This is a genomic window from Gordonia sp. 852002-51296_SCH5728562-b, from assembly GCF_001665475.1.
Classification (GTDB): domain Bacteria; phylum Actinomycetota; class Actinomycetes; order Mycobacteriales; family Mycobacteriaceae; genus Gordonia; species Gordonia sputi.
The window spans coordinates 21,813-43,654 of the sequence record NZ_LZMI01000012.1 but is presented as its reverse complement, the minus strand read 5'-3'; the positions used below and the strand labels follow the sequence as shown (position 1 = coordinate 43,654).

Annotated in this window: 22 protein-coding genes; 10 read left to right on the top strand and 12 right to left on the bottom strand. The window is 67.5% G+C overall.

Annotated features, from left to right (window positions below; genetic code table 11):
* Positions 1-97 precede the first annotated feature (97 nt).
* The 7 genes from A5766_RS03335 to A5766_RS03305 all read right to left on the bottom strand — a co-directional run bounded on the left by A5766_RS03335 (position 98) and on the right by A5766_RS03305 (position 7,792).
* Positions 98-1,927 (bottom strand): acetyl/propionyl/methylcrotonyl-CoA carboxylase subunit alpha, encoded by a 1,830-nt coding sequence (locus A5766_RS03335; RefSeq protein WP_197501301.1) that lies wholly within the window; start codon positions 1,925-1,927, stop codon positions 98-100.
* Positions 1,928-2,188: 261 nt separating this feature from the next.
* Complete coding sequence (locus A5766_RS03330) at positions 2,189-3,679, bottom strand: condensation domain-containing protein (protein WP_064903424.1); 1,491 nt, start codon at positions 3,677-3,679, stop codon at positions 2,189-2,191.
* Positions 3,676-4,107 carry a SufE family protein gene (locus A5766_RS03325; protein ID WP_005205817.1) on the bottom strand — a complete coding sequence of 144 codons (432 nt, stop codon included), beginning with the start codon at positions 4,105-4,107 and terminating at the stop codon, positions 3,676-3,678. The genes A5766_RS03330 and A5766_RS03325 overlap by 4 nt, the downstream gene beginning before the upstream one ends.
* 8 nt (positions 4,108-4,115) lie before the next feature.
* Positions 4,116-5,006, bottom strand: coding sequence for a sulfurtransferase (locus A5766_RS03320; RefSeq protein WP_064903434.1), 891 nt, complete (start codon positions 5,004-5,006; stop codon positions 4,116-4,118).
* Between the two features lie 191 nt (positions 5,007-5,197).
* Positions 5,198-5,908, bottom strand: coding sequence for a Maf family protein (locus tag A5766_RS03315; protein WP_064903422.1), 711 nt, complete (start codon positions 5,906-5,908; stop codon positions 5,198-5,200).
* Between the two features lie 13 nt (positions 5,909-5,921).
* Complete coding sequence (locus A5766_RS03310) at positions 5,922-6,167, bottom strand: acyl-CoA carboxylase subunit epsilon (protein ID WP_064903419.1); 246 nt, start codon at positions 6,165-6,167, stop codon at positions 5,922-5,924.
* Positions 6,164-7,792, bottom strand: a complete 1,629-nt coding sequence (locus A5766_RS03305; protein ID WP_005205813.1) for an acyl-CoA carboxylase subunit beta — start codon at positions 7,790-7,792, stop codon at positions 6,164-6,166. The genes A5766_RS03310 and A5766_RS03305 overlap by 4 nt, the downstream gene beginning before the upstream one ends.
* A 143-nt stretch (positions 7,793-7,935) precedes the next feature.
* Between A5766_RS03305 and A5766_RS03300 the strand changes: the two genes are divergently transcribed.
* Positions 7,936-8,769: a biotin--[acetyl-CoA-carboxylase] ligase gene (locus A5766_RS03300; protein WP_141630857.1), complete on the top strand. Its 834-nt coding sequence runs from the start codon at positions 7,936-7,938 to the stop codon at positions 8,767-8,769.
* Between the two features lie 18 nt (positions 8,770-8,787).
* Here A5766_RS03300 and A5766_RS03295 read toward each other — a convergent pair whose 3' ends face one another.
* Positions 8,788-9,438, bottom strand: coding sequence for a DUF6069 family protein (locus A5766_RS03295; protein WP_005205811.1), 651 nt, complete (start codon positions 9,436-9,438; stop codon positions 8,788-8,790).
* Between the two features lie 108 nt (positions 9,439-9,546).
* Here A5766_RS03295 and A5766_RS03290 point away from each other — a divergent pair, with 108 nt between their 5' ends.
* From A5766_RS03290 to purE, 5 genes are all read left to right on the top strand, one after another.
* Positions 9,547-10,146, top strand: coding sequence for a PH domain-containing protein (locus A5766_RS03290; protein ID WP_005205810.1), 600 nt, complete (start codon positions 9,547-9,549; stop codon positions 10,144-10,146).
* Positions 10,143-10,817: a response regulator transcription factor gene (locus A5766_RS03285; protein ID WP_005205809.1), complete on the top strand. Its 675-nt coding sequence runs from the start codon at positions 10,143-10,145 to the stop codon at positions 10,815-10,817. Before A5766_RS03290 ends, A5766_RS03285 begins: the two co-directional genes overlap by 4 nt.
* A 14-nt stretch (positions 10,818-10,831) precedes the next feature.
* Positions 10,832-12,187, top strand: coding sequence for a sensor histidine kinase (locus tag A5766_RS03280; protein WP_005205808.1), 1,356 nt, complete (start codon positions 10,832-10,834; stop codon positions 12,185-12,187).
* A gap of 58 nt (positions 12,188-12,245) precedes the next feature.
* A complete protein-coding gene (locus tag A5766_RS03275) occupies positions 12,246-13,535 on the top strand; it encodes a 5-(carboxyamino)imidazole ribonucleotide synthase (protein WP_005205807.1) in 1,290 nt (429 codons plus the stop codon).
* A 269-nt stretch (positions 13,536-13,804) separates the two neighbouring features.
* On the top strand, positions 13,805-14,314 hold the full coding sequence (gene purE, locus A5766_RS03270) for a 5-(carboxyamino)imidazole ribonucleotide mutase (protein WP_039855548.1): 510 nt from the start codon (positions 13,805-13,807) through the stop codon (positions 14,312-14,314).
* A 31-nt stretch (positions 14,315-14,345) separates the two neighbouring features.
* On the opposite strand, the gene A5766_RS03265 is transcribed toward purE, so the two are convergent.
* The 4 genes from A5766_RS03265 to A5766_RS03250 form a co-directional block, all read right to left on the bottom strand.
* Positions 14,346-15,200 carry a dienelactone hydrolase family protein gene (locus A5766_RS03265; protein WP_064903433.1) on the bottom strand — a complete coding sequence of 285 codons (855 nt, stop codon included), beginning with the start codon at positions 15,198-15,200 and terminating at the stop codon, positions 14,346-14,348.
* Entirely contained in the window at positions 15,197-15,619 is a 423-nt protein-coding gene (locus A5766_RS03260; protein ID WP_039855529.1) for a nitroreductase family deazaflavin-dependent oxidoreductase, read from the bottom strand. The genes A5766_RS03265 and A5766_RS03260 overlap by 4 nt, the downstream gene beginning before the upstream one ends.
* 75 nt (positions 15,620-15,694) lie before the next feature.
* Positions 15,695-16,405, bottom strand: coding sequence for a TIGR03089 family protein (locus tag A5766_RS03255; RefSeq protein WP_064903417.1), 711 nt, complete (start codon positions 16,403-16,405; stop codon positions 15,695-15,697).
* A gap of 16 nt (positions 16,406-16,421) precedes the next feature.
* Entirely contained in the window at positions 16,422-18,017 is a 1,596-nt protein-coding gene (locus A5766_RS03250) for an LCP family protein (RefSeq protein ID WP_082965433.1), read from the bottom strand.
* 63 nt (positions 18,018-18,080) lie between these two features.
* On the opposite strand from A5766_RS03250, the gene A5766_RS24260 reads away from it, so the two are divergent.
* The 4 genes from A5766_RS24260 to A5766_RS03235 all read left to right on the top strand — a co-directional run bounded on the left by A5766_RS24260 (position 18,081) and on the right by A5766_RS03235 (position 21,841).
* Entirely contained in the window at positions 18,081-18,275 is a 195-nt protein-coding gene (locus tag A5766_RS24260) for a hypothetical protein (protein ID WP_156527351.1), read from the top strand.
* Between the two features lie 445 nt (positions 18,276-18,720).
* Positions 18,721-19,710: a dTDP-4-dehydrorhamnose reductase gene (rfbD, locus tag A5766_RS03245; protein ID WP_197501298.1), complete on the top strand. Its 990-nt coding sequence runs from the start codon at positions 18,721-18,723 to the stop codon at positions 19,708-19,710.
* A gap of 95 nt (positions 19,711-19,805) precedes the next feature.
* On the top strand, positions 19,806-20,711 hold the full coding sequence (locus tag A5766_RS03240) for a glycosyltransferase family 2 protein (protein WP_197501295.1): 906 nt from the start codon (positions 19,806-19,808) through the stop codon (positions 20,709-20,711).
* 59 nt (positions 20,712-20,770) lie between these two features.
* A complete protein-coding gene (locus A5766_RS03235; protein ID WP_231894533.1) occupies positions 20,771-21,841 on the top strand; it encodes a sugar phosphate nucleotidyltransferase in 1,071 nt (356 codons plus the stop codon).
* Position 21,842: the final 1 nt, after the last annotated feature.

The following is a 21,842-nucleotide window of genomic DNA, read 5'->3' as shown; positions in this document are numbered from 1 at the left end:
CCCCCCCCCCCCCCCCCCCCCCCCCCCCCCCCCCCCCCCCCCCCCCCCCCCCCCCCCCCCCCCCCCCCCCCCCCCCGACTGGATGGATGGTGAGTGGCTACTTGATCTCGAGCAGCACGGTGCCCTGGGTGACGGCTGCGCCCGCCTCGATGGCGAGGCCGGTCACGACACCGTCTTTGTGTGCGGTTACCGGGTTCTCCATCTTCATCGCCTCGAGCACCACGACGAGGTCGCCTGCGGAGACCTCCTGGCCCTCCTCGACGGCGATCTTGACGACGGTGCCCTGCATGGGCGCGGCAACCGAGTCGCCGGACGCGGCAGCACCGGCCCCCTTGCTGCGTGTGCGCGGCTTGGGCTTCTTGCGGACGACACCATTGCTCGACGACCCTCCGCCGAGCGCGAGATCGCCGGGCAGTGAGACCTCGACGCGGCGGCCACCGACCTCGACGACCACCTTCTGCCGCGGCGCCGAATCGTCCTCTTCGATGGCTGCGCCACCGGTGTAGGGCTCGATCGGGTTGTCCCAGTCGGTCTCGATCCACTTGGTGTAGACGTCGAACGTCTCGACGCCGTTCTCATCGGTGTGGCCGACGAAAGCGGGGTTGGTGACGATGTGCCGATCGAAGGGCAGAACCGTCGCGAGACCCTCGACCTCGAACTCGTCGAGTGCGCGGCGGGCACGCTCGAGTGCCTGCTCGCGGTTCTCACCGGTGACGATCAGTTTGGCGAGCATCGAATCGAACTGCCCGCCGATGACGTCGCCCTGCTCCACGCCGGAGTCGACGCGCACGCCGGGGCCCGAGGGCTCCTTGTAGACGGTGATCGGGCCGGGCGCGGGGAGGAAGTTTCGGCCGGGGTCTTCGCCGTTGATCCGGAACTCGATCGAGTGTCCGCGCGGTGCGGGGTCTTCGGAGAACTCGAGCTTCTCGCCGTTGGCGATGCGGAACTGCTGGCGGACGAGGTCGATGCCCGACGTCTCCTCGGTGACGGGGTGCTCGACCTGCAGACGGGTGTTGACCTCGAGGAAGGAGACCAGGCCGTCGTTGCCGACGAGGAATTCGACGGTGCCCGCACCGTAGTAACCGGCCTCGCGGCAGATGGCCTTGGCCGACGAGTGGATGCGGTTGCGCTGTTCGTCGGTGAGGAACGGTGCGGGTGCCTCCTCGACGAGCTTTTGGAAGCGACGCTGCAGCGAGCAGTCGCGGGTACCGGCGACGATCACGTTGCCGTGCTGATCGGCGATGACCTGCGCCTCGACGTGGCGTGCCTTGTCGAGGTAGCGCTCGACGAAGCACTCGCCGCGACCGAACGCGGAGATGGCCTCACGGGTGGCCGACTCGAACAGCTCGGGGATCTCCTCGATGGTGTAGGCCACCTTCATGCCGCGGCCACCGCCGCCGAACGCCGCCTTGATCGCGACCGGCACGCCGTACTCCTTGGCGAACGCGACGACCTCGTCGGCGTTGCGGACCGGGTCCTTGGTGCCCGGAGCCATCGGGGCGTCGGCCTTCAGTGCGATGTGGCGCGCGGTGACCTTGTCGCCGAGGTCGCGGATCGACTGCGGTGACGGTCCGATCCAGATGAGACCGGCGTCGAGCACTGCTTGGGCGAAATCGGCGTTCTCGGAGAGGAATCCATAGCCGGGGTGGATGGCGTTGGCGCCCGACTTCGCGGCGGCGTCGAGAATCTTGTCGAAGACCAGGTACGACTCTGCGGAGGTCTGACCGCCGAGGGCGAAGGCTTCGTCGGCGAGCTTCACGAACTTGGCGTTGGCGTCAGGTTCCGCGTAGACCGCGACACTGGGGATTCCGGCGTCGCGCGCGGCGCGGATGACGCGGACCGCGATCTCTCCTCGATTGGCGATCAGGACCTTGTTGATCGTCGAGTTGGAGCTGATCGTGGAGTTGGGCGCTTGTTCACTGGGCACTTGCTTGATCTCCTGGGCCTGGCTCTGTGCTGAGCTGTCTTCACGGGGTGCTGCCGCCGGTGCGCGACGTCCCCCTCGTCTCACCACTCGTTGTTGATCGTGCGGCTTCGTCGTACCGGTGTCACGCCTGGGCGGTGTTGTCACGTTGACTGTGCTCTCACCTGGCGGGTGTCACCTGGGCGACGTCAACCACTCGAGTCTATCGGGTGGGTTCCGCGGTTCACCCTAGCCCACCGAGCAATCGTTCGGTTGCGGTCGGGGTCACACCGTGGAACCGAATGTGCTTGCGTCACCGACGGACCGGACGAACTCGGCGAAATCATGCAGGTAGGCGTGCACCGGACCCTCCTCACGCGCGATCACACCCGGCGCAGTACGTGCTTCGGGGTCGGCGATCAGCGTGGGGCCGACGACCTCGCCGACATGGCTTTCTCGGGGGAATCGTGCCGAGAAGCGCATCCCCGACGGTGTGCGGTTGATCCAGATGAAGACCTCGTTGCGGGCGTAACTGTGGCTTCTGATCACCGTGGCGCGGCCGCTGTCGGCCTCGGCGGCGCCGGGAGCGTAGCGCGTGTCGATGAACGAGATGACGAACTGCGGCTCACCCCGATAGCCGATGAGATCCGCAACACGCAGGAAGGGCAGCGATGCGCCCTGACGTGCGCGTTTGAGCTCTTCGGTCGCGCGGGCCACCGCTTGGTCGAAGGTGGGCGAATCCGACATGTCGAGGCAGAAGGGGGCGACGGCGACGAACCAACCCAGCGCGGTGAGCCATCGCTGCTCGTTTCGTGTGTGCCGCGGCAGGACGCAGCGGAACTCTCGATCACCGGTGCGACGGTGATGGACGATCGCGAACGCGGCGAGTATGCCGGCGGTGAGCGTGCCGCCGGCCTCCGAGCACACCGCCGTGAAGCGGTTCGCCGAGTCGTCGTCGACGATCACACCCGACAGCGACTCCTGCGGGACGTCGACAGCGGGATCGGGCGGCTCGTCGACGGCGGTGTTCGCCGCTGGTGTCTGGAACGCAGGCATGTCGCCTGCGCCTGTCTTCAGAAACGACGTCCAGGTGGACACGCTGGGATGGTCGGCTCCCGTCTGGTCGGCGAGTCGACGCTCCTGGGCGCTGAAGTCGACATAACTACCGACCTCGGGCAGTGCGGGGTCGGTGCGGTCGCGTGCGGCTCGATAGAGCGTGATCAGCTCGTGCTGGGCCATGATCAACGAGTAGCCGTCGACCAACGAGTGGTCGGCGGCGAACAGCAGCGTGAACGACGATTCGCGGCCGACGGTGGCGAACATGTAGGCGGGCCATTGCATCGGGGCGGTCGCGCGGTCGAAGGCGCCCGCGATCTGTTCGAGGAGCGGACCGGACTCGGAGTACCACCCGATTCGGCCCATCTTGAGTCGGACGGTGCCCGGCGGCGTGCTCAACCGGTGCAGGCCGTCGGCCTTGATGATGACGTGGCTGCGCAGTACCTCGTGGCGATCGATCCACTGCGACAGCGCGGCACGGATAGCGGGAATCGAGAGCGGTTCGTCGAAGTGGATCGACAGTCCGAGCCATGACTCGCGACCGCCCTCCTTGCGGGTGCGCACGCGGTAGTCGAACGCGTCGCGCAGATGCTGCTCGTGGTTGTGCGACGTCAGCCGTGTGTCGTCGAGCCAGCCTCCGAGTCCGCCGGGAACAGAAGGAACCCACTCGACGAGACCGCCCGGTTCGATCGGCTCCTCGAGGATCTGGATGAACTTCACTGATGACCGGTCTGACTGCGTACCTGGCTCTTCACCCTGCCGAGCATCCCGGCCATACCGCGAAGACGCAGTGGACTGACCGCGGCGTCGAGTCCGAGGTCGTGGTAGAAATCGCCGGGCACCGCGAGGATCGCGTCGGCGGATTCGCCGTCGAGGCCCTGGGCGAGGATGGACGCGAAACCGCGGGTCGTCGGTGCCTCCGGCGGGGCGCTGAAATAGAGCCTCACGGCGTCGGCGTCGGCGGCGTCGACCGATAAGAACACCGGAGATTGGCACTCCGGTACCGGTTCCATCGCCTCGGTCGCGAGGTCGTCGGGGAGCGCGGGGAGTTCGCCCGCGAACTCGAGGAGGAGTGTCACCTTGTCCGAATCGCCAAGTGCGGCAAAGTCGTCGACGATCTCGGCGAGGGATGCGGGGAGTGTGCCCATCGGAGTTCCTACGCGGGTGCGTCGCCGGGTTCTTCGCCGACCGCGATGGGGACGCGCACAGCGTTACCCCACTCGGTCCACGACCCGTCGTAGTTGCGCACGTGTGTGAATCCGAGCAAATGGGTCAGCACGAACCAGGTGTGGCTCGACCGCTCGCCGATGCGGCAGTACGCGATGGTCGGGGTTGCGGGGTCGAGGTCGCCGTAGATCTCGTCGAGTTCGGCACGTGAGCGGAATCGGCTGTCGGCGCGTGCGGCCTTGGCCCACGGGATCGAGACCGCGGTCGGGATGTGGCCACCGCGCAGCGCACCTTCTTCGGGGTAGTCGGGCATGTGGGTGCGTTCGCCGGTGTACTCCTGTGGCGAGCGCACATCGACCAGCGGCTCGGTGCCGAGTGAGTCGCGTACATCTGCCTCGAAGGCGCGGATCAGCGAGTCGTCGCGCTCGACGACGGGGTAGTCCGTCCGCGGGTACTCGGGGACGTCGAATGAGGTGTCGCGATCCTCCGACATCCATGCGTCGCGACCACCGTCGAGCAGGCGAACGTCCTCGTGACCGAACAACGTGAAGACCCACAGTGCGTACGCGGCCCACCAGTTGCTCTTGTCGCCGTAGATGACGATGGTGTCGTCGCGTTCGATTCCCTTGCTGCGCATCAACTCTGCGAACTGTTCGCCGTCGATGTAGTCGCGCACCACCTGATCGTTGAGGTGAAGGTGCCAGTCGACCTTCTGTGCGGTCGGGATGTGACCGATGTCGTAGAGCAGGACGTCTTCGTCGGACTCGATGATCTTGAGACCCTTGGCCCCCAGATGCGCGGACAGCCACTGCGTGGTGACCAGACGCTCAGGGTGCGCGTAACCGGCGAATGCCGGGTTCGGATCGGTTTCCACAGTCACGGTGAGATTCTCCAGCTCGGATCGGGCCACGGCGCGGGCGGCGCAGGACGGCGAAATTCAGCCTAGTCGACAACACTCCGTCCGCACGGTTGGGCGGGCACGGTTCACCAGTCGTTCTGTGACGACCTAGACATGTTTGGGGCACTCGTGTCGGGGACGACTCGTGCCCGGATATCAGTCCGGCGCGGGTGCTAGGAAGACGAGTTGGGAGACCACAGGGCCGCGACCGGGATGTCCAGTCGGCGCAGAAGGTGACGGACGGTCGGCAGTCCTATGCCGATCACCGACGACGGGTCGCCCTCGATACCCGCGATGAACCACCCGCCGCGGCCGTCGAGCGTGAACGCACCCGCGACCTCGAGCGGTTCGCCCGTCGACACATACGCGTCGATCTCGTCGTCGTCGACGTCGGCGAACCGGACCACCGTCGACGCGGACTCCGCCGAACGTCCGACCACGTCGAGTCCGCTGATGTGTGCCACGCAGTGGCCCGTCACGAGCTGAGCCTCGTCGCCGCGCACTCGCTTCCACTGCTCGATCGCCACCTGCGCCGAGTGTGGTTTACCCGTCAGCGTGCCCCGGTACAGGAGCATCGAATCGCACGTGAGCACGACGAGGTCGGGGAGGGCCAGCGCGTCGTCGGTGGCGGCGAGGTCGACACGTTCGGCCAACAGGGTCGCGATCACCGAGTCGGCCTTCGCTTCGGCCAGTCGCGTCACGGCGTCGCCCGGATTCTCGGCCGCCATGGTTTCGAGGAGGTGGTCCTCGTCGACGTCGGCTACGACGACTCTCGGGTCGAGTCCCGCATGACGCAGCACCGTCAGGCGCGCGGGCGACGCCGAGCCGAGGATCACCTCGTAGCGTCGACCGGCTCGGGTCGCGTCGGACTCCTCGCTGGACACGTCGGCGTTCCCGTCAGAAGCGCAGGAACGACGACGCCGAACCCCACACGGGACGGAGGCGGTCGATCGGACGGCCCCAGTCGTTGCGCGGCTCCGCGCTGTGCGGTTCCGGAGCGCCACCGCCACCGGTGGCGAGCAGTGCCACCAGGACTGCGACGTCCTCGTCGGTCGGATTGCCTTTCACGACACGCAACACGGGACGGGCCGGTTGCTGCCCGGCATCGGCGTCGGCAGGCGTGTTGTCGTCAGGTGAGCTCACAGCGGAATGTTCCCATGCTTCTTGGGCGGTACGTTGACGACCTTGCGCTCGAGGAGCTTGAGTGCGGTCGCGATCTGGCCGCGGGTGTGGCTCGGCGGGATGACCGCGTCGACGTAGCCACGCTCGGCGGCGACGTAGGGGTTGACCAGCGTGTCCTCGTACTCCTCCTGCAGTTGGAGGCGCAGCGCGTCGACGTCCTCGCCGTTGGCCGCGGCCTCCTTGAGTCGCGCACGATAAACGAATCCGACGGCTCCCGACGCGCCCATCACGGCGATCTGAGCTGTCGGCCACGCAAGGTTGACGTCGGCACCCATGTGCTTGGAACCCATGACGTCATACGCACCGCCGTACGCCTTGCGGGTGATGACGGTGATCTTGCCGACGGTCGCCTCGCCGTAGGCGTAGAGCAGCTTGGCCCCACGACGGATGATGCCGTTGTATTCCTGGTCGGTGCCGGGGAGGAATCCGGGAACGTCGACGAGGGTCACGATCGGGACGTTGAACGCGTCGCAGGTACGCACGAAACGCGCGGCTTTCTCCGATGCGTTGATGTCGAGGCAGCCCGCGAACTGGGTCGGCTGGTTGGCGACGATACCGACGCTGCGTCCGTCGACCCGGCCGAAGCCGACGAGGATGTTGGTCGCGTACTCGGCCTGCACCTCGAGGAACTCGTCGTCGTCGAGGATGCGCCGGATGACCTCGTGCATGTCGTACGGCTGGTTCGGTGAGTCGGGGATGAGCGTGTCGAGTTCGAGATCCTCATCGGTGAGGGTGTCCTCGATCGAACCGGCGGCGGGTTCGTCGACGGGCAGCCGCGGCGGATCTGCGCGGTTATTGCTCGGCAGGTAGGCGAGCAGGTCGCGGACGTACTCGAGTGCGTCCTCCTCGTCGGACGCCACGTAGTGGGCCACACCCGACTTGGTCATGTGGGTGTTGGCGCCGCCGAGCGCCTCCATCGTCACGTCCTCACCGGTGACCGTCTTGATGACGTCGGGACCGGTGATGAACATCTGGCTCTGCTGGTCGACCATCACGACGAAGTCGGTGAGCGCGGGCGAGTAGACGTGGCCGCCGGCAGCAGGTCCCATGATCAGCGAGATCTGGGGGATCACGCCGGATGCGCGCACATTGCGATAGAAGATGTCTGCATAGAGACCGAGGGAGACCACGCCCTCCTGGATGCGGGCGCCCGCACCCTCGTTGATGCCGATCAGTGGGCGGCCGGTCTTGATCGCGAGGTCCATGACCTTGACGATCTTCTCGCCGTAGACCTCGCCGAGGCTGCCGCCGAAGACGGTGACATCCTGGCTGAAGACGCAGACCTCGCGGCCGTCGATGGTGCCGTACCCGGTCACGACACCGTCGCCGACGGGGCGACGTTCTGCGAGACCGAAGTTGGTGCTGCGATGACGGGCGAGCGCGTCGAGTTCGACGAACGACCCCTCGTCGAGAAGATGCGTGATGCGCTCGCGGGCGGTGAGTCTGCCCTTGTCGTGGATCTTCTCGATGGCGGCCTCACCGACCGGATGCAACGTCTCGTCGAGGCGCTCGCGCAGGTCGGCGAGTTTGCCTGCGGTGGTGTGGATGTCTGGAGCAGCGTCGGGCTGCTGCGGCGCAGAGGTCATAACAGCCGATGCTATCGAGCGCTCGGTAGCCCGCGTCAACCACCCCAATATGAGATCGTCCTCATCTTTCTCGTGATCGGTGCCACGTCGAGGTGTCGAAGTGTGCCACGACGACGCTGCTCGGGTGACTAATCTCGATACCTGTGAGCGACGAGCAGACACCACAGGATTCCCGACCATCTCAGGACGCCGACGCGTTGCGTGCAGCCATCGTGGAACGCTTCGGTTCGCCCGCAAGCGGTGTGGGGTCGACGATCGAGGTCGTCGAGTCGACGGGGTCGACCAACGCCGATCTCGCAGCGCGTGCGGGGGAGCCGGGGATCGTCGGAACCGTGCGCATCACTACCGACCAGACGTCGGGGCGCGGTAGGCACGCGCGGGTGTGGTCGGCTCCCGCGGGAGGGCAGGTGGCCATCTCGGTGGCGCTCGACGCGGGCGATCAGACCGAGCAGCTGGGCTGGTTGTCGTTGGCGACGGGGGTGGCCGCGGCGTCGGCCATCGAGTCGGCAACGGGCGTACGTCCCACACTCAAGTGGCCCAACGACGTGCTCGTCGACGGGAAAAAGGTGGCAGGCATCCTCGCCGAGTACATCCCGGCGCCGACGGGCGGGGTGGTGGTCGTCGGGATCGGAATCAACACCGGCATGACCGCCGACGAGCTTCCGGTGCCGACGGCCACGAGCCTGCGGGTGGAAAGCGGCCGCCCGGTCGACGTTGCCGCACTGGTCGCGGAGTACCTGCGGGCACTGGCCGACGCGCCGTGGCCCGACGACATCGCCGAGGTCGCGCGACGTTATCGGGATCGCTGCGACACGCTCGGACGTCGTGTTCGGCTCTCGCTGCCGGGCGACCGCGACGTCGAGGGTGTTGCCGACGACATCGACGAGCAGGGGCGGATCACTGTGCGCACCGATGACGGCGAGAGATTCACGGCCGCCGCGGGCGATGTGCTGCACCTGCGTCCCGCACAGGACTGAGCACGGCGCCCACAGGATTCAGCGCTGGATGCTCTTCTCGCCCATTGCGGGGATCAGCGACAGAACCGGCAGGCCGATGACGAGATGCACCACTGCCGTACCGATCCCGGTGGATATCTGCGCCGACAGCACAAGCGGGATGATCACCGCTGCGGCGATCAGTAGCCCGACGATCCAGCGGTAGAACTGGTTGGGCGACGGGGTCGTCAGGTAGAGGACGTACCAGAGGGCGCCGCCCGCGAGTGCGCACAGGAATCCGGTGATCGCGAACCAATACTCGTCCTGCGCGAGTGGGTTCCAGACGCCGAGATTGCCCGCCTCGTTGACGCGTTGGGCGATGGCCCGGATGATCCACGCCACCAGCCAGGCGGCCAGGCCGGTCACGACGCCCGTCATCACGACGCCGCCCGCGTAGAGACCCGCGTTGATGTTCGGTCGTTGACGCTGCTTGGGCTGGTTCGGGTACGAGCCCGCGGCGGCGTATCTCGGGTCGGACTGGCCGGAGCTGTAGCGAGGGTCGCCGGGCTGCTGATTGCCGTATTGCTGCTGGTACCGATCGGTCGGCTGGCTGTAGGCACGCGACTGCGGCGAGTAGCCGGTCTCGTAGCGCGCCGTTCCCTGATCCCTGGGGTCCTGATCTCGGGGGTCGCGGGGGTCGCGGTAGCTCATGGTTCTCCTGACCTGTTGCGCGTCGTGTGCACGCAGTCTACCGAGCGGGCGGCAGGAGCCGGGCCGGGTTGACCGACCGCCCGTTCATCTGCGGATATGCTGAGATTCATGTCGTTTCCCAGGGACAACCTCGCGAGTGGTGAGCGCGTCGTCGTGCATCACCACCCGCACTGGAAGTGTCTGATCGGCCCGTTCTCGATCTTCATCGTGTGCACAGGACTCGCAGGACTCGCGGCGGGGGCGATCGGGGCGTCGACGATGAACACGACGCTCGCGCTGATTCTCAACATCGTTGTCGCGGCGTGCTGGGTCGCTGCCGCGGTCTGGTTCTTCGTCCGTCCGCTCATCGCATGGAAATCGACTCACTTCGTACTCACCGACCGTCGCGTGATCTTCCGCAGGGGAGTGCTCACCCGCTCGGGTATCGACATTCCCATCCGACGGATCAACACCGTCGAATTTCGACACGGACTCCTCGACCGCATGCTGCGCACCGGCACCCTGGTCATCGAGTCGGCGTCCGATGAACCGCTCCTGTTCGACGACGTGCCGCAGGTCGAACGGGTGCATTCGCTGCTGTATCACGAGGTGCTCGACGAACACGAGGATGACTTCGGCGACCGCTTTGACCTGGCCGACAGACACGAGGGTCGCCGACACGACGGCGACTCCGCGTACTCTCGCCGCGTGGAGGTCGACAGGCGATGACGGACGTATTGCTGGCAGAAGACGACGCGGCGATCGCCGAACCGCTGGCGCGTGCGCTCGCCCGCGAGGGCTACGGATGCGACGTCGTCGGGACGGGATCGGCTGCGCTCGAGCAGGCCCGCGATCAACGCTATGAGTTGCTCATCCTCGACCTCGGGCTTCCGGAGATCGACGGACTCGAGGTGTGTCGGCGCGTGCGCGTCGAACGTCCCGAGCTCGCGGTGTTGATGCTGACCGCGCGCACCGACGAGGTCGATTTCGTCGTCGGACTCGACGCGGGCGCCGACGACTACGTGGGCAAGCCCTTCCGGTTGGCCGAACTGCTCGCGCGGGTGCGCGCGCTGCTGCGGCGACGGCAGACCGTCGACGTCGTGCTCACCGGCGGCGACGTCCAACTCGACGCGCGCGGGCGGCGGGTGCTCGTCAACGGAGAAGACCTGGTGCTCGCGAACCGCGAGTTCGATCTGCTGCGCTTCCTCATGGAGCGTGCCGGTGAGGTGGTGTCGCGCGACGAGATCCTGACCGAGGTGTGGGGTTCTGCGGACCTGCGTTCGTCGAAGACCCTCGACATGCACATCTCCTGGTTGCGTCGCAAGATCGGCGACGACCGTCACGACCGACCGCGCCACATCGTGACGGTGCGCGGCGTCGGCTTTCGGTTCGACGCCTAGGGAGAGACCTTCCAGTGCGCCGTCGAATCCTCTACACGATGATCGCCATGCTCATGGCGGTCGGCGCGCTGCTGGGAATCCCGCTCAGCGTCATCGCATGGTGGTGGGTGGCCGACAGCGCGCACCAGTTGATGGATTCGCGTCTGAAGACGATCTCCGATCAGATCATCCGCCAGGCGGAGATGGGCGAACACCTCAACAACGCGGCCATCGACTCGGAGTCGATTCGGCTCATGCTTCCCGAGGACGGCAGGCTCACCCTGCGCTATCAGGACGCCAACGGTAGGCGGGCCATCACGTCGATCGGCGCCGACATCACCGGCGCGACGATGTCGGATTCGATCGGCCTCGGCGCTGCGGGCACGTTGATTCTCGAGATCCCGATGGACAGCGTCCGCAGCGACCAACTCGCCGCTGTCGGCATCGTCTGCCTCGTGGTCGCGGGATCGATGGCCGCCGGCACCGTCGCGGCTGCGGTGACGGCCGGGCGCATCGCCGACCCTCTCATCGACCTCGCCGACCGTTCGGAGGCCATGGCTCGCGGCGACTTCCGGTCGCGGTGGAAGACCTACGGTATCGACGAGCTCGACCGCGTCTCGCGCGCGCTGGGCGACGCGAACGCCGAGATCGCACTGCGGCTCGAACGCGAGGGCGAGATCGTCGGCGATGTCTCGCATCAGATTCGATCGCGCCTCACCGCGATCCAACTGCGACTCGACGAACTCTCGCTGCACGACGATCCGGCCGTCGTGAGCGAGGCCGAAGCCGCGCTCGGGCAGGTTGAGCGTCTCGCCGCGGAACTCGACGAACTCGTTGCGGCCTCACGCGACGAACCGGTACAACCCCACAGCATCGACGTGTCGTCGCTGATCATGACCCTTGTCGGTGACTTCGATCAGGCCTTCACCGCCGAGGGCCGCACGTTGGCCGCATCATTCTCCGGCGACGCGATTGCGCGCAGCGCCGGTCCCGGTCGGCTGCGGGAAGCGGTCAGCGTGCTCGTCGACAACGCGCTACAGCACGGCAGCGGGGAGTGTCGAATCTCCGTCAGCGACCTCAAAGGCGACATGTTGCGCATCACCGTGTCCGACGAGGGCCCCGGCGTCGCCGACGACGTGGCGACCGACATCTTCCGCCGAGGGTTCTCCGGCGGCGCGGGCAACGGTGTCGGACTCTCACTCGCCCGAGCACTCGTCGAGGCCGACGGCGGACGACTCGAACTCACGTCGCGACGGCCGCCGGTGTTCGCGATCGTGGTGCCCGCGGCCGACCACGAGAACGCCCGACCCCAGGGCGCCGGTGCATCGTCGACGTCGCGCGATGTCGGCGCACGGGTGGGGCTGCGGCGCGACCGGGTACCTCATCGGTGACGTGGGTGGATGCCCATTGCATGGTCGGTGAAGCGGCAGTCACGCCGGCCATGCCACGATGTATCGCGTGACTGCCCGAGATCCAGATACCGGCGCAAACGCCGCGGCACCGCCCGATGCGGCCGCCCGAGCGATTCCCGAACGCGACATCTTGCCGACCGTGACGATGATCGGTGGTGGTCAGCTCGCCCGGATGACTCACCAGGCCTCGATCGCGCTCGGCGAGTGTCTGCGCGTGCTCGCCGCGAGTGCGACAGATCCCGCCGCCCAGGTCAGTGCGGACGTCGTGCTCGGCTCGCACGACGATCTCGACGATCTCCGACGCGCCGCCACTGGTGCGGTGGCGCTGACCTTCGACCACGAGGGGGTGCCCCTCGAGCATCTTCGGGTGCTGGAGTCCGAGGGCGTCGCGGTGCGGCCACCGTCGGCCGCGCTGGTGTTCGCGCAGGACAAGCGGGCGATGCGGGTGAAGCTGAGCGAATTGGGGCTACCTGTACCCGATTTCGCCGACCTCGCAGGTGACCTCGGACTGGCTCGCGGCCGACTCGTCGAATTCGGTGAACGGCACGGCTGGAACATCGTGTTGAAGGCCGTACGCGGCGGATACGACGGACGTGGCGTGTGGATCGTCGACAACGGGCCGGACGCGCTCGCGGTGTTCGACGAGCAGTTCGCTGCCGGCGTCGACCTGATCGCCGAGGAAAAGGTGCAGATGCGCCGCGAACTGTCGGCGATGATCGCGCGCTCGCCGTTCGGGCAGGGTGGCGCATGGCCTGTGGTCGAGACCGTGCAGCGTCGGGGACAGTGCGCGGTGGTCATCGCTCCCGCACCGGATCTGAGTGCCGAGACCGCCGAACGTGCACAGGAGATGTCGCTGCGGCTGGCATCGGAACTCGGCGTCGTCGGTGTGATGGCGATGGAACTCTTCGAGACCACCGACGGCGAGCTGCTGGTCAACGAGCTCGCGATGCGTCCACACAACAGTGGCCACTGGACGATGGACGGGGCTGTGACGTCGCAGTTCGAACAGCACCTCCGGGCCGTTCTCGACTACCCGCTCGGCGACACCTCGCCGCGCGCCGAGGTGACCGTGATGGCCAACATCCTCGGCGCACCACAGGCGCCGGAGATGTCGATGGATGAGCGCACCCACCATCTGATGGCACGCATGCCCGACGCGCGAATTCACCTGTACGGAAAGGGAGAACGCGCCGATCGGAAGATCGGCCATGTCAACATCGTGGGGAAGCCGGGCGAGGATGGCGCTGCGGTTCGCGAGCGTGCCGAGCGCGCGGCGCACTGGATGTCACACGCCGAGTGGACGGACGGTTGGGACCCGCATTCATGAACGACGAATCCGTGAACGACGAGACCGTGAACGACGAAACGACAGGCGACCTGGTGGACCACGAGACAGACACGACCGAGGCTGGGGCAACGGAGACCGCGGCAGCGGAGGCTGGGACAACGGAGACTGGGACGACCCAGGCAGGCGCTACATCTGCGCCGGACGTGGCCGGCGAGTCCGGCGCCGCTCCCGAGTCCGACACCGCCACGGAGGCGGGCGCCGCTTTTGAAACCGGCACCGCTTTTGAAGCCGAGCCGGCGTCGCCGCCGATCCGCAGCCGGGCCCGCGTCGGACTGATCATGGGCAGCGACTCGGACTGGCCGACGATGGAGGCCGCGGCCGAAGCGCTCGCGGAGTTCGACGTCCCGTTCGAGGTCGGTGTCGTGTCGGCGCATCGCACCCCGCAGCGCATGCTCGACTACGCGAAGTCGGCTGCGGGCGAGGGCATCGAGGTCATCATTGCGGGCGCGGGAGGCGCGGCACATCTCCCGGGAATGGTCGCCGCTGCCACCCCGCTGCCCGTCATCGGTGTGCCGGTACCGCTGCGCTACCTCGACGGCATGGACTCGCTGCTGTCCATCGTGCAGATGCCCGCTGGCGTCCCGGTGGCGACCGTGTCGGTGGGCGGCGCGCGCAACGCGGGGCTGCTCGCGGTACGCATCCTCGGTTCATCCGACCCCGTGCTGCGGGCACGCATGGAGGCCTTCCAGCGTGGACTCGAACAACTTGTGCTCGACAAGGACGCCGCCCTGCGTCAGCGGCTGCTCGGCGGCGACTGAGAAGCTGGGCTGACCAGCTACTGATCAGCGGCTACTGATCGTCCGCGACCGGCTTGGTGATCCCGAGCCGCTCGGCGAAGAAGTCGAGTACCGCGACCAGGGCGTCGTGCGTCGGTTCGCCCGGAACGTCGACGAGGTCGTTGGTGAGCGCGGAATGCGGTGTCGGCAACGGTGATTCCGGATTGGCCGCCGAATCGGGCAGTTCGATCGCGAGGAATGCGTCGCCGAGGACTTCGCGTAGGAACCGAAAGCGCGACGGTGGCGACATCCGATCGCCCTCGAATCGCACGCCCATGACGTCGAGTCCGCGTGCGCAGCGTCCGACGACCGTTGCGAGGTCGTCGTCGGAGATGTCGAGTGATCGTGCACGACGAGGGCTGATAGCGAACGGCAGCGACGGTTGAGCCAGGACGGGTGCAAGGATGCGTTCGTCGGTGGCCATCGCGAGGGCGAACCCACCGGTGAAGCACATGCCGATCGCGCCGACACCCGGCCCGCCGCAGCGCTGGTGTTCCTCGGCGGCCAATGCCCGCATCCACTCGACGGCGGGTGAGGTCCTGCCCGTCGCGAGGATCGTGAAATCCCTGCTGATGCAGGCGCGTCCCATCGTGCCGAGCATGTTCGACGCGGCCCCGACGACCCCGAGATTCGACGGTGACGGATCCTGGCCGTCCACACCGTAGATCGACGGCATGACCGCGGTTGCGCCGATACCCGCGACCCGTCTGGCGAAGTCGGCGACGGCGGGGCTGATACCGGGCATCTCGGCGATGATGATCACGGCGGGTCCCTCGCCGATGCTGTGGACGCGGCGAGGGGTGCCGTGGTGGGTTGCGATCCGCACGTCGAAGTCGGAGAGCGGGTCGTCGGCGGTGTGTCGGGTCACCGCGACGTGCCTGTCGACCACGCCTCGCGGCCGTCAGGGGCGACGAGGGTGCCCTGGAGTGCCCACTCGAACGCGCGGCCTGCGAGACCGGCTGCGAGCGGAAGGTCGGGTGAGTCGGCGGGAATGATGGTGGGCCGGATCAGTGTGTACTGCTTGCCTTTTCGAGTGATCCCGGCCGAGCCCGCGGCGAGCGTGTTACGTACCCAGTCGGTGTCGCGCCCGTAGGTCAGGATGATGTAGATCTTCTCTTCGTCGCCCGTCTCACTGACCCACGCGAGCACCGGGTTCGAGTAGTTTCGCCCGCTCTTGCGTCCGACGTGATGGACCATCGCCCACGGCGCCAGATAAGGCGCCCAGCGTCGTTGCAGGGGATTGGTGATCTTCTTGTTGGCGCGGGCCAACCAGTCGGGTAGCTGCATACGGCCCACTCTGCCGCATGAGGCGTCCGCCGTGAACCACTCTGGAACAAGTGTTCACCTCGACGGGCGTCGTCGTCAGTCGAGAACGACGTCGGCGCGCTCGGAGGCCGCACGCGCCGCAAGGTCGGTGGCGGGGGTCGGGGAGACCCACACGAGACTGGCGCCGACGCTCAACGGCGCGATGATGTTGCCCAGAATGCCTGCACCCGTGCGCCATTCACGTGTCGAGAGTACCCGGCTGTGTGCGGAGACCCCGTCGTCGGACGCTGTGGCCGATGCGGTGGCGAGGATGTCGGCCGCAGGGGCGCCGTCGAGCGCAGGACCCGAATATCGAGGCGGCGAGTACTGATCGCCGTGCACTCGGACCGCCGACGCATAGTCGGTGACCCCCGGTGGAAGGTCGCCGACGCCGAGCGCGAACGGATCGAGCGAGGCGACGACGAGTTCGTCGGCGTCGGGGTGCTCGTCGATTCCCGCGGCGCTGGTGAACGCGACCCGCGGAGCGTCGACCTCGGTAGTGACATGCACATGCGCGCCTGCCCACCACGCGCCCAACAGGATTGCGGCGCTCTGCCAGTGTTCGGGCAGATCGACGACGACGTCGTCGCCGGGTGCGAGACCGAGTTCGACGACGAGACAGTTGGCGGTCTTCGCCGCCCAGTTGCCCAGCGTCGCACCCGACAACTCGGTGCGTTCGCCGGTGTGGTCGTCGTAGTAGGTGAGCAGTGGGCGGGACCAGTCGTCGATACGCCCGAGCAGCGAGGTGGTCAGCGTGTCGTCGGTCATCGGTTCCCACAGTCCATCAGTTCACACACACCGGTCCGTTGGTACCCGCCGTGATCGGTGGGGCGTTGTTGCCCACCCGCTCGCCTGCGGGTGTGTTGTTCGTCTGTGGTCCGGTGTCGTTGATCGATCCCGGACCGGCAAAGGTGTTGGTGAGCACCAACTTCAGGTGATGCTCGTCGAGGTCTGGTTGCGCCTCGACGCGCACCGCACGCAGATCCTTCGCGAGCAACTGCGCGCCTGGGTTGTCGGCGCTGTGTGCGTAGATCACCGAGTCCTTGATGTCGGCGGGCGTGCTGCTGGTCTTGCCCGCTTGGAATCCCTTGTTGGTCAAGATGTTCGAGACATTGCTTGCCAGTCCGTCGATGGTGCCCGCGTTGTCGACGTCGACGGTGTAGTCGCCGCGTCGTGATTGTGACTTGGACGCACCGTCGTTGAGCAGATTGCTGGTGAAGGTGTGCACGGCATTGGGGTCGACCGTCACGACGCTCTGCTGTCCGTCTTCGCTCCAGCCCTGTTCGTCGAGCACGGGAATGGTCGCGAACTTGACGCGCCCGCCGCTGAGATCCTTGAGCTGCTCGGCGAATTGCACGACGTTCCAGTCGTCGTCGATCACCACGGAGCGCGACACGGCGTTCTCGAGGTCGTCCAACTTCGACGGATCGGTGAGGGTGTGCGCCGAGAGGATCTTCTGCGTCAGCGACGCCATGTAGACCTGCTGGCGGGTGATGCGGTCGAGATCACCGCGGGGGAGCTCGTGGCGTTGGCGGACGAAGCTCAATGCCTGTGGGCCATTGAGGGTTTGGCGTCCGGCCTTGAAACGCGCACCCGAAAGCGGTTCGTTCACAGCGTCTTTGAGGCATACCTCGACACCACCGACCGCCTTGGTCAGCAACGCGAAGCCGAGCAATCCGACCTCGGCGTAGTGGTCGACCTTGACGCCGGTGAGGTCGGCAACCGTGTCGATGAGCGCCTTGCGGCCCGCGAGGGTGCCCTCGCGCTCGGCGTCCTCTTCCGGCTTGCCCGCTTCGACCGCTCGTTGGCGCGCACCCTCACGGGTGGTGCCGTACGCGGCGTTGATCTTCGACATCCCGATGCCGGGGACCGACACGTACGAGTCGCGTGGGATCGAGATGGCCGTGGCCGACGATCCGTCGTTGGGGATGCGAATGAGCAGGATGGTGTCGGTGTTGGTGGAGATGTCGTTGCCTGCCCGCAGCCACTTGAGTTCCTCGGACGACAGCGGGTTTCCCTTGGCGTCCGTGCGGGAATCGGTGCCGACGAGCAGGATGTCGGTTGCGCCGTCGTCGCCTCCGCCGAGACCGAGGCCCCCGAGCTGGGTGATCTTCGACGTCAGTCCGTTGACGCTGCTCCACGCGTACCCGGTGCAGACCAGCACGGCGACCGAGACCAGCGCGATCAGTCCGCGCCCCCAGGCTTTGCGTCCGAATCCGCCGACGGCCGCGAGGGTTCCGCGGGCGGGCGTAGGTGGATCCTGGTTCGGGGTCTTCTTGTCGGGAGTCTTCTGGTCCGGTGTGGTGGGGCTCGAGTTGAGAATGGCCGAGCTCTTGGTGTGAATCTCTCCGGAGCGACGCTGCCGGGGCCGTCGCTTCACGCCTGGCTCCGCGGGTGCGCCGACCTTGTCAGCGACCGCGGCGGACCGGCGTGAGGTCGGTGCTTGCCGAGGCGGTTGCGGCGTACGCGGGCGCTGTCCGTCGGGACCTTGTCGACGAGACGCCTCGGGATTGCCCCGACGCTCGCCGGTCCGCTGACGCTCGGAAGTTCGCTGGCCCGTGCTCCGCTGGCCCGTGCTCCGCTGGCCGGTACTCCGTCGGCGCGGTTCTCCGGTGCCTTCGCGCCGCGGCGCGTCTGATGGCGCGCCGTCGGGGCGGGGTCGTTTCGGGCGGGTCGCGCGTTGCTCGTCGTGCGCGTCCTGGGCTGGGCGTCGGGGATGGGCCGCCCGGGGCTCGTCGTGCGCGTCCGAGGTTGGGCGTCGAGGGCCGCTGGGCCGCCGACGCGTGCCTTCGGGTCGTGACTCCACGAGTGGTCAGGTCCTTTGCGATCGTCGAATCCGGCGTTCGGCTCCCGGCTCAGGGGGTCGCGTCCCGTTCCCCGCGGGACGCATGTGAATGCCGTTATTCAAGAGGTTGACGTTACTGAAGTTGTTGTACTGACGTCAGGCTACTGAAGTGGCGCCCAATATCGCGGTTGCAACGCCGACGCGATCTCGTCGTCGGAGGTCCGCGTGACGTGACGATCGACACCCCGTGTGTCAGGTCACGTGCGCGAGGCTGGGATCAGTGCGGCACGATGAGGCCATGCACAGTGGTGACGACGTCGGTACGAAACCATCGGACAGCGGCAGCGCACCGAAAGCGCGCACGGTGTGGATCGTCGGAGCGGGCGGTCAGCTCGGCGCGGCGCTGCTCGATTCCGCGCACCGACCGCCGCACGTGCGGGCGCTGACGTCGCGCGACATCGACATCTCCGACGCCGCGTCCGTCGGGCGGGCACTCGCCGACCTCGACGTCGGGGACGTCGTGGTCAACTGCGCGGCCTACACCAACGTCGACGCCGCGGAGTCCGATCGCGAACGTGCCGCCGCGGTCAACGCCAGCGGCCCGGCAAATCTGGCGACGCAGACCGCGGGAGCCGGCGCGTGGCTGATCCACATCTCCACCGACTACGTCTTCGGTGGGGTTGCCGCCGGCAGCCCACGCGAGGGCGAGACGCGGCCCGCGCCGCGGACCACGCCATACGAAGCGGTCATGATCGACGACGGTCCCGCTCCCGAAACCGTGTACGGCGCAACGAAACTCGAGGGCGAGCGTGCTGCGCGAGCCGCCGATCCGACCGCCACGATCGTCCGCACCGCCTGGGTGTACACCGGAGGCCGCGACAGCCCCGACTTCGTCGGCACGATGCGGCGTCTCGAGGCGACTCGCGATGCGATCACCGTCGTCGACGACCAGACAGGCTCACCGACCTACGCGCGTGACCTCGCCGACGGCCTGTGGGAATTGGCGGCACGCGTCGGCGACGACGCCGTGACCGGGGCAGTGCTGCACGCCACCAACACGGGTGCCGCCACGTGGTTCGACGTCGCGCAGGCCGTCTTCGCGGAAGTGGGCGCCGATCCGGCGCGGGTATCGCCCGTGACCACAGACGAGTTCCCGCGGCCCGCACCGCGGCCGGCATATTCGGTGCTCGACGCGTCGTCGTGGGCAGGCGCGGGGCTGACTCCGCTGCGGGGGTGGCGGGATGCGCTGGCCGCGGCGATCTCGGAACCCGGCGTCGGCGGCGAGTGAGGCTCCGCTGATCCGCAGACGGCTGTGACGAACGTGGGAGGACGCACCCGGGAGGGACGTCGGGGATCCTGCCTGCCGTTGGTTACCCTGACCGGGTGACTTCTGCCCTCGGTGTCGTGACGGTGACCTATTGGTCCGGCGGCCACGTGGAGACCTTCTTGAAGAGTCTCGACCACGCGACCTCTGCTGTGCCCCGCGTCATCATCGCCGACAACGGCTCCGGCGACGGCGCGCCCGAGGCCGCCGCACGAGACCACGACAACGTGACGTTGGTGCACACCGGCGGCAATATCGGCTACGGCGGAGGCATCAACAGGGCGGTTGCCGAGCTCGGCGCCGACGTTGACTTCATCGTGATCGCAAACCCCGACGTCGAGTGGTCGCCGGGTGCGATCGACGAATTGGTCGCAGCCGCCGCACGGTGGCCGCGGGCCGGCGCGCTGGGGCCCCTGATCTACGAACCGGACGGTTCGGTGTACCCGTCGGCACGCAGCGTCCCGAGCCTGGTCTCCGGAACCGGTCACGCACTGCTCGGGACCGTGTGGAAGTCGAATCCGTGGACGGCGGCCTACCGCGCCGACGACGTCGCGCCGAGTGAACGGCCCGTCGGCTGGCTGTCGGGATCGTGCCTGCTGGTGCGCCGCGAGGCGTTCGAGGCGATCGGCGGCTTCGACGAGCGGTACTTCATGTACATGGAAGACGTCGACCTCGGTGATCGGCTCGGCAAAGCGGGATGGCTCAACCTGTACGTGCCGGGCGCCGAGGTCACTCACACCAAGGGCCATAGCGCAGGTCGCGACCCTGGCGCGATGCTGCCTGCACACCATCGCAGCGCGTACATGTTCCAGGCTGATCGCAATCCGGGACTGCTGCGCGCACCATTGCGCCTTGCGCTTCGGCTCGGACTCGCTCTTCGCTCTCGCCTCGCAGTCCGCGCTGCGGGGCGCGCCCTGATCGATGATGATGATGATTCGACCCACCCGAGAGGACACGACCAGTGACCGGATTCACCGTGCCGAGCACGGCCACGTCGACTTCCGCGCCCAGTGCCGACGTCGACATGTCGAAGACCCAGGCGGTGATCCTCGTCGGCGGCAAGGGCACACGGCTTCGCCCGCTGACGCTGTCGGCGCCTAAACCGATGCTGCCCGTTGCCGGGCTGCCCTTCCTCACCCATATGTTGTCGCGAATTCGCGCTGCAGGAATCACCGACGTCGTACTCAGCACCTCCTTCAAGGCGAGTGTGTTCTCGGAGTACTACGGCGATGGCTCGAAGCTCGATCTGAGCCTTCGCTACGTGACCGAGGACGAGCCGCTGGGCACCGGTGGTGGCATCCGCAATGTGCTCGATCTGCTCACCGCCCAGGACATCGTGGTGTTCAACGGCGACGTGCTCAGCGGAACCGACATCAGCCAGGTCGTCGCGACACACCAGAGCACCGAGGCCGACGTCACGCTGCATCTCGTGCGCGTCGGTGATCCGCGTGCATACGGCTCCGTGCCCACCGACGAGAGCGGAAGGGTCACGGCGTTCCTGGAGAAGACCCAGGACCCGCCCACCGATCAGATCAACGCGGGCACCTATGTGTTCCGCCGCGAGGTCATCGAGCAGATCCCCGCAGGCCGCGAGGTGTCTGTGGAACGCGAGGTGTTCCCGCGCCTGCTGGCCGAAGGCAAACGCGTCCAGGCCTACGTCGACAACACCTACTGGCGTGACATGGGTACGCCGGAGGACTTCGTGCGCGGCTCGGCCGATCTCGTGCGCGGGATCGCGCCCTCGCCTGCTCTGGGGGACCGTCACGGTGAGTCGTTGGTCCACGAGGGCGCCGGCGTTGCGCCCGGCGCCGTCCTCGTCGGCGGAACCGTCGTGGGTCGCGGCTGCGAGGTCGGCCCACGTGCCCGACTCGACGGCGCGGTGCTCTTCGACGGCTCGGTCGTCGAAGCGGGTGCGGTCGTCGAGCGCAGCATCGTCGGCAAGGGTGCGCGTATCGGCCCGCGTGCGCTCATCCGCGACACCGTCATCGGCGACGGCGCAGAGGTCGGCGCGCGGTGTGAACTACTGCGCGGCGCGCGCGTGTGGCCGGGAGTGCAACTACCCGACGGCGGCGTCCGCTTCTCCACCGACGTCTGAG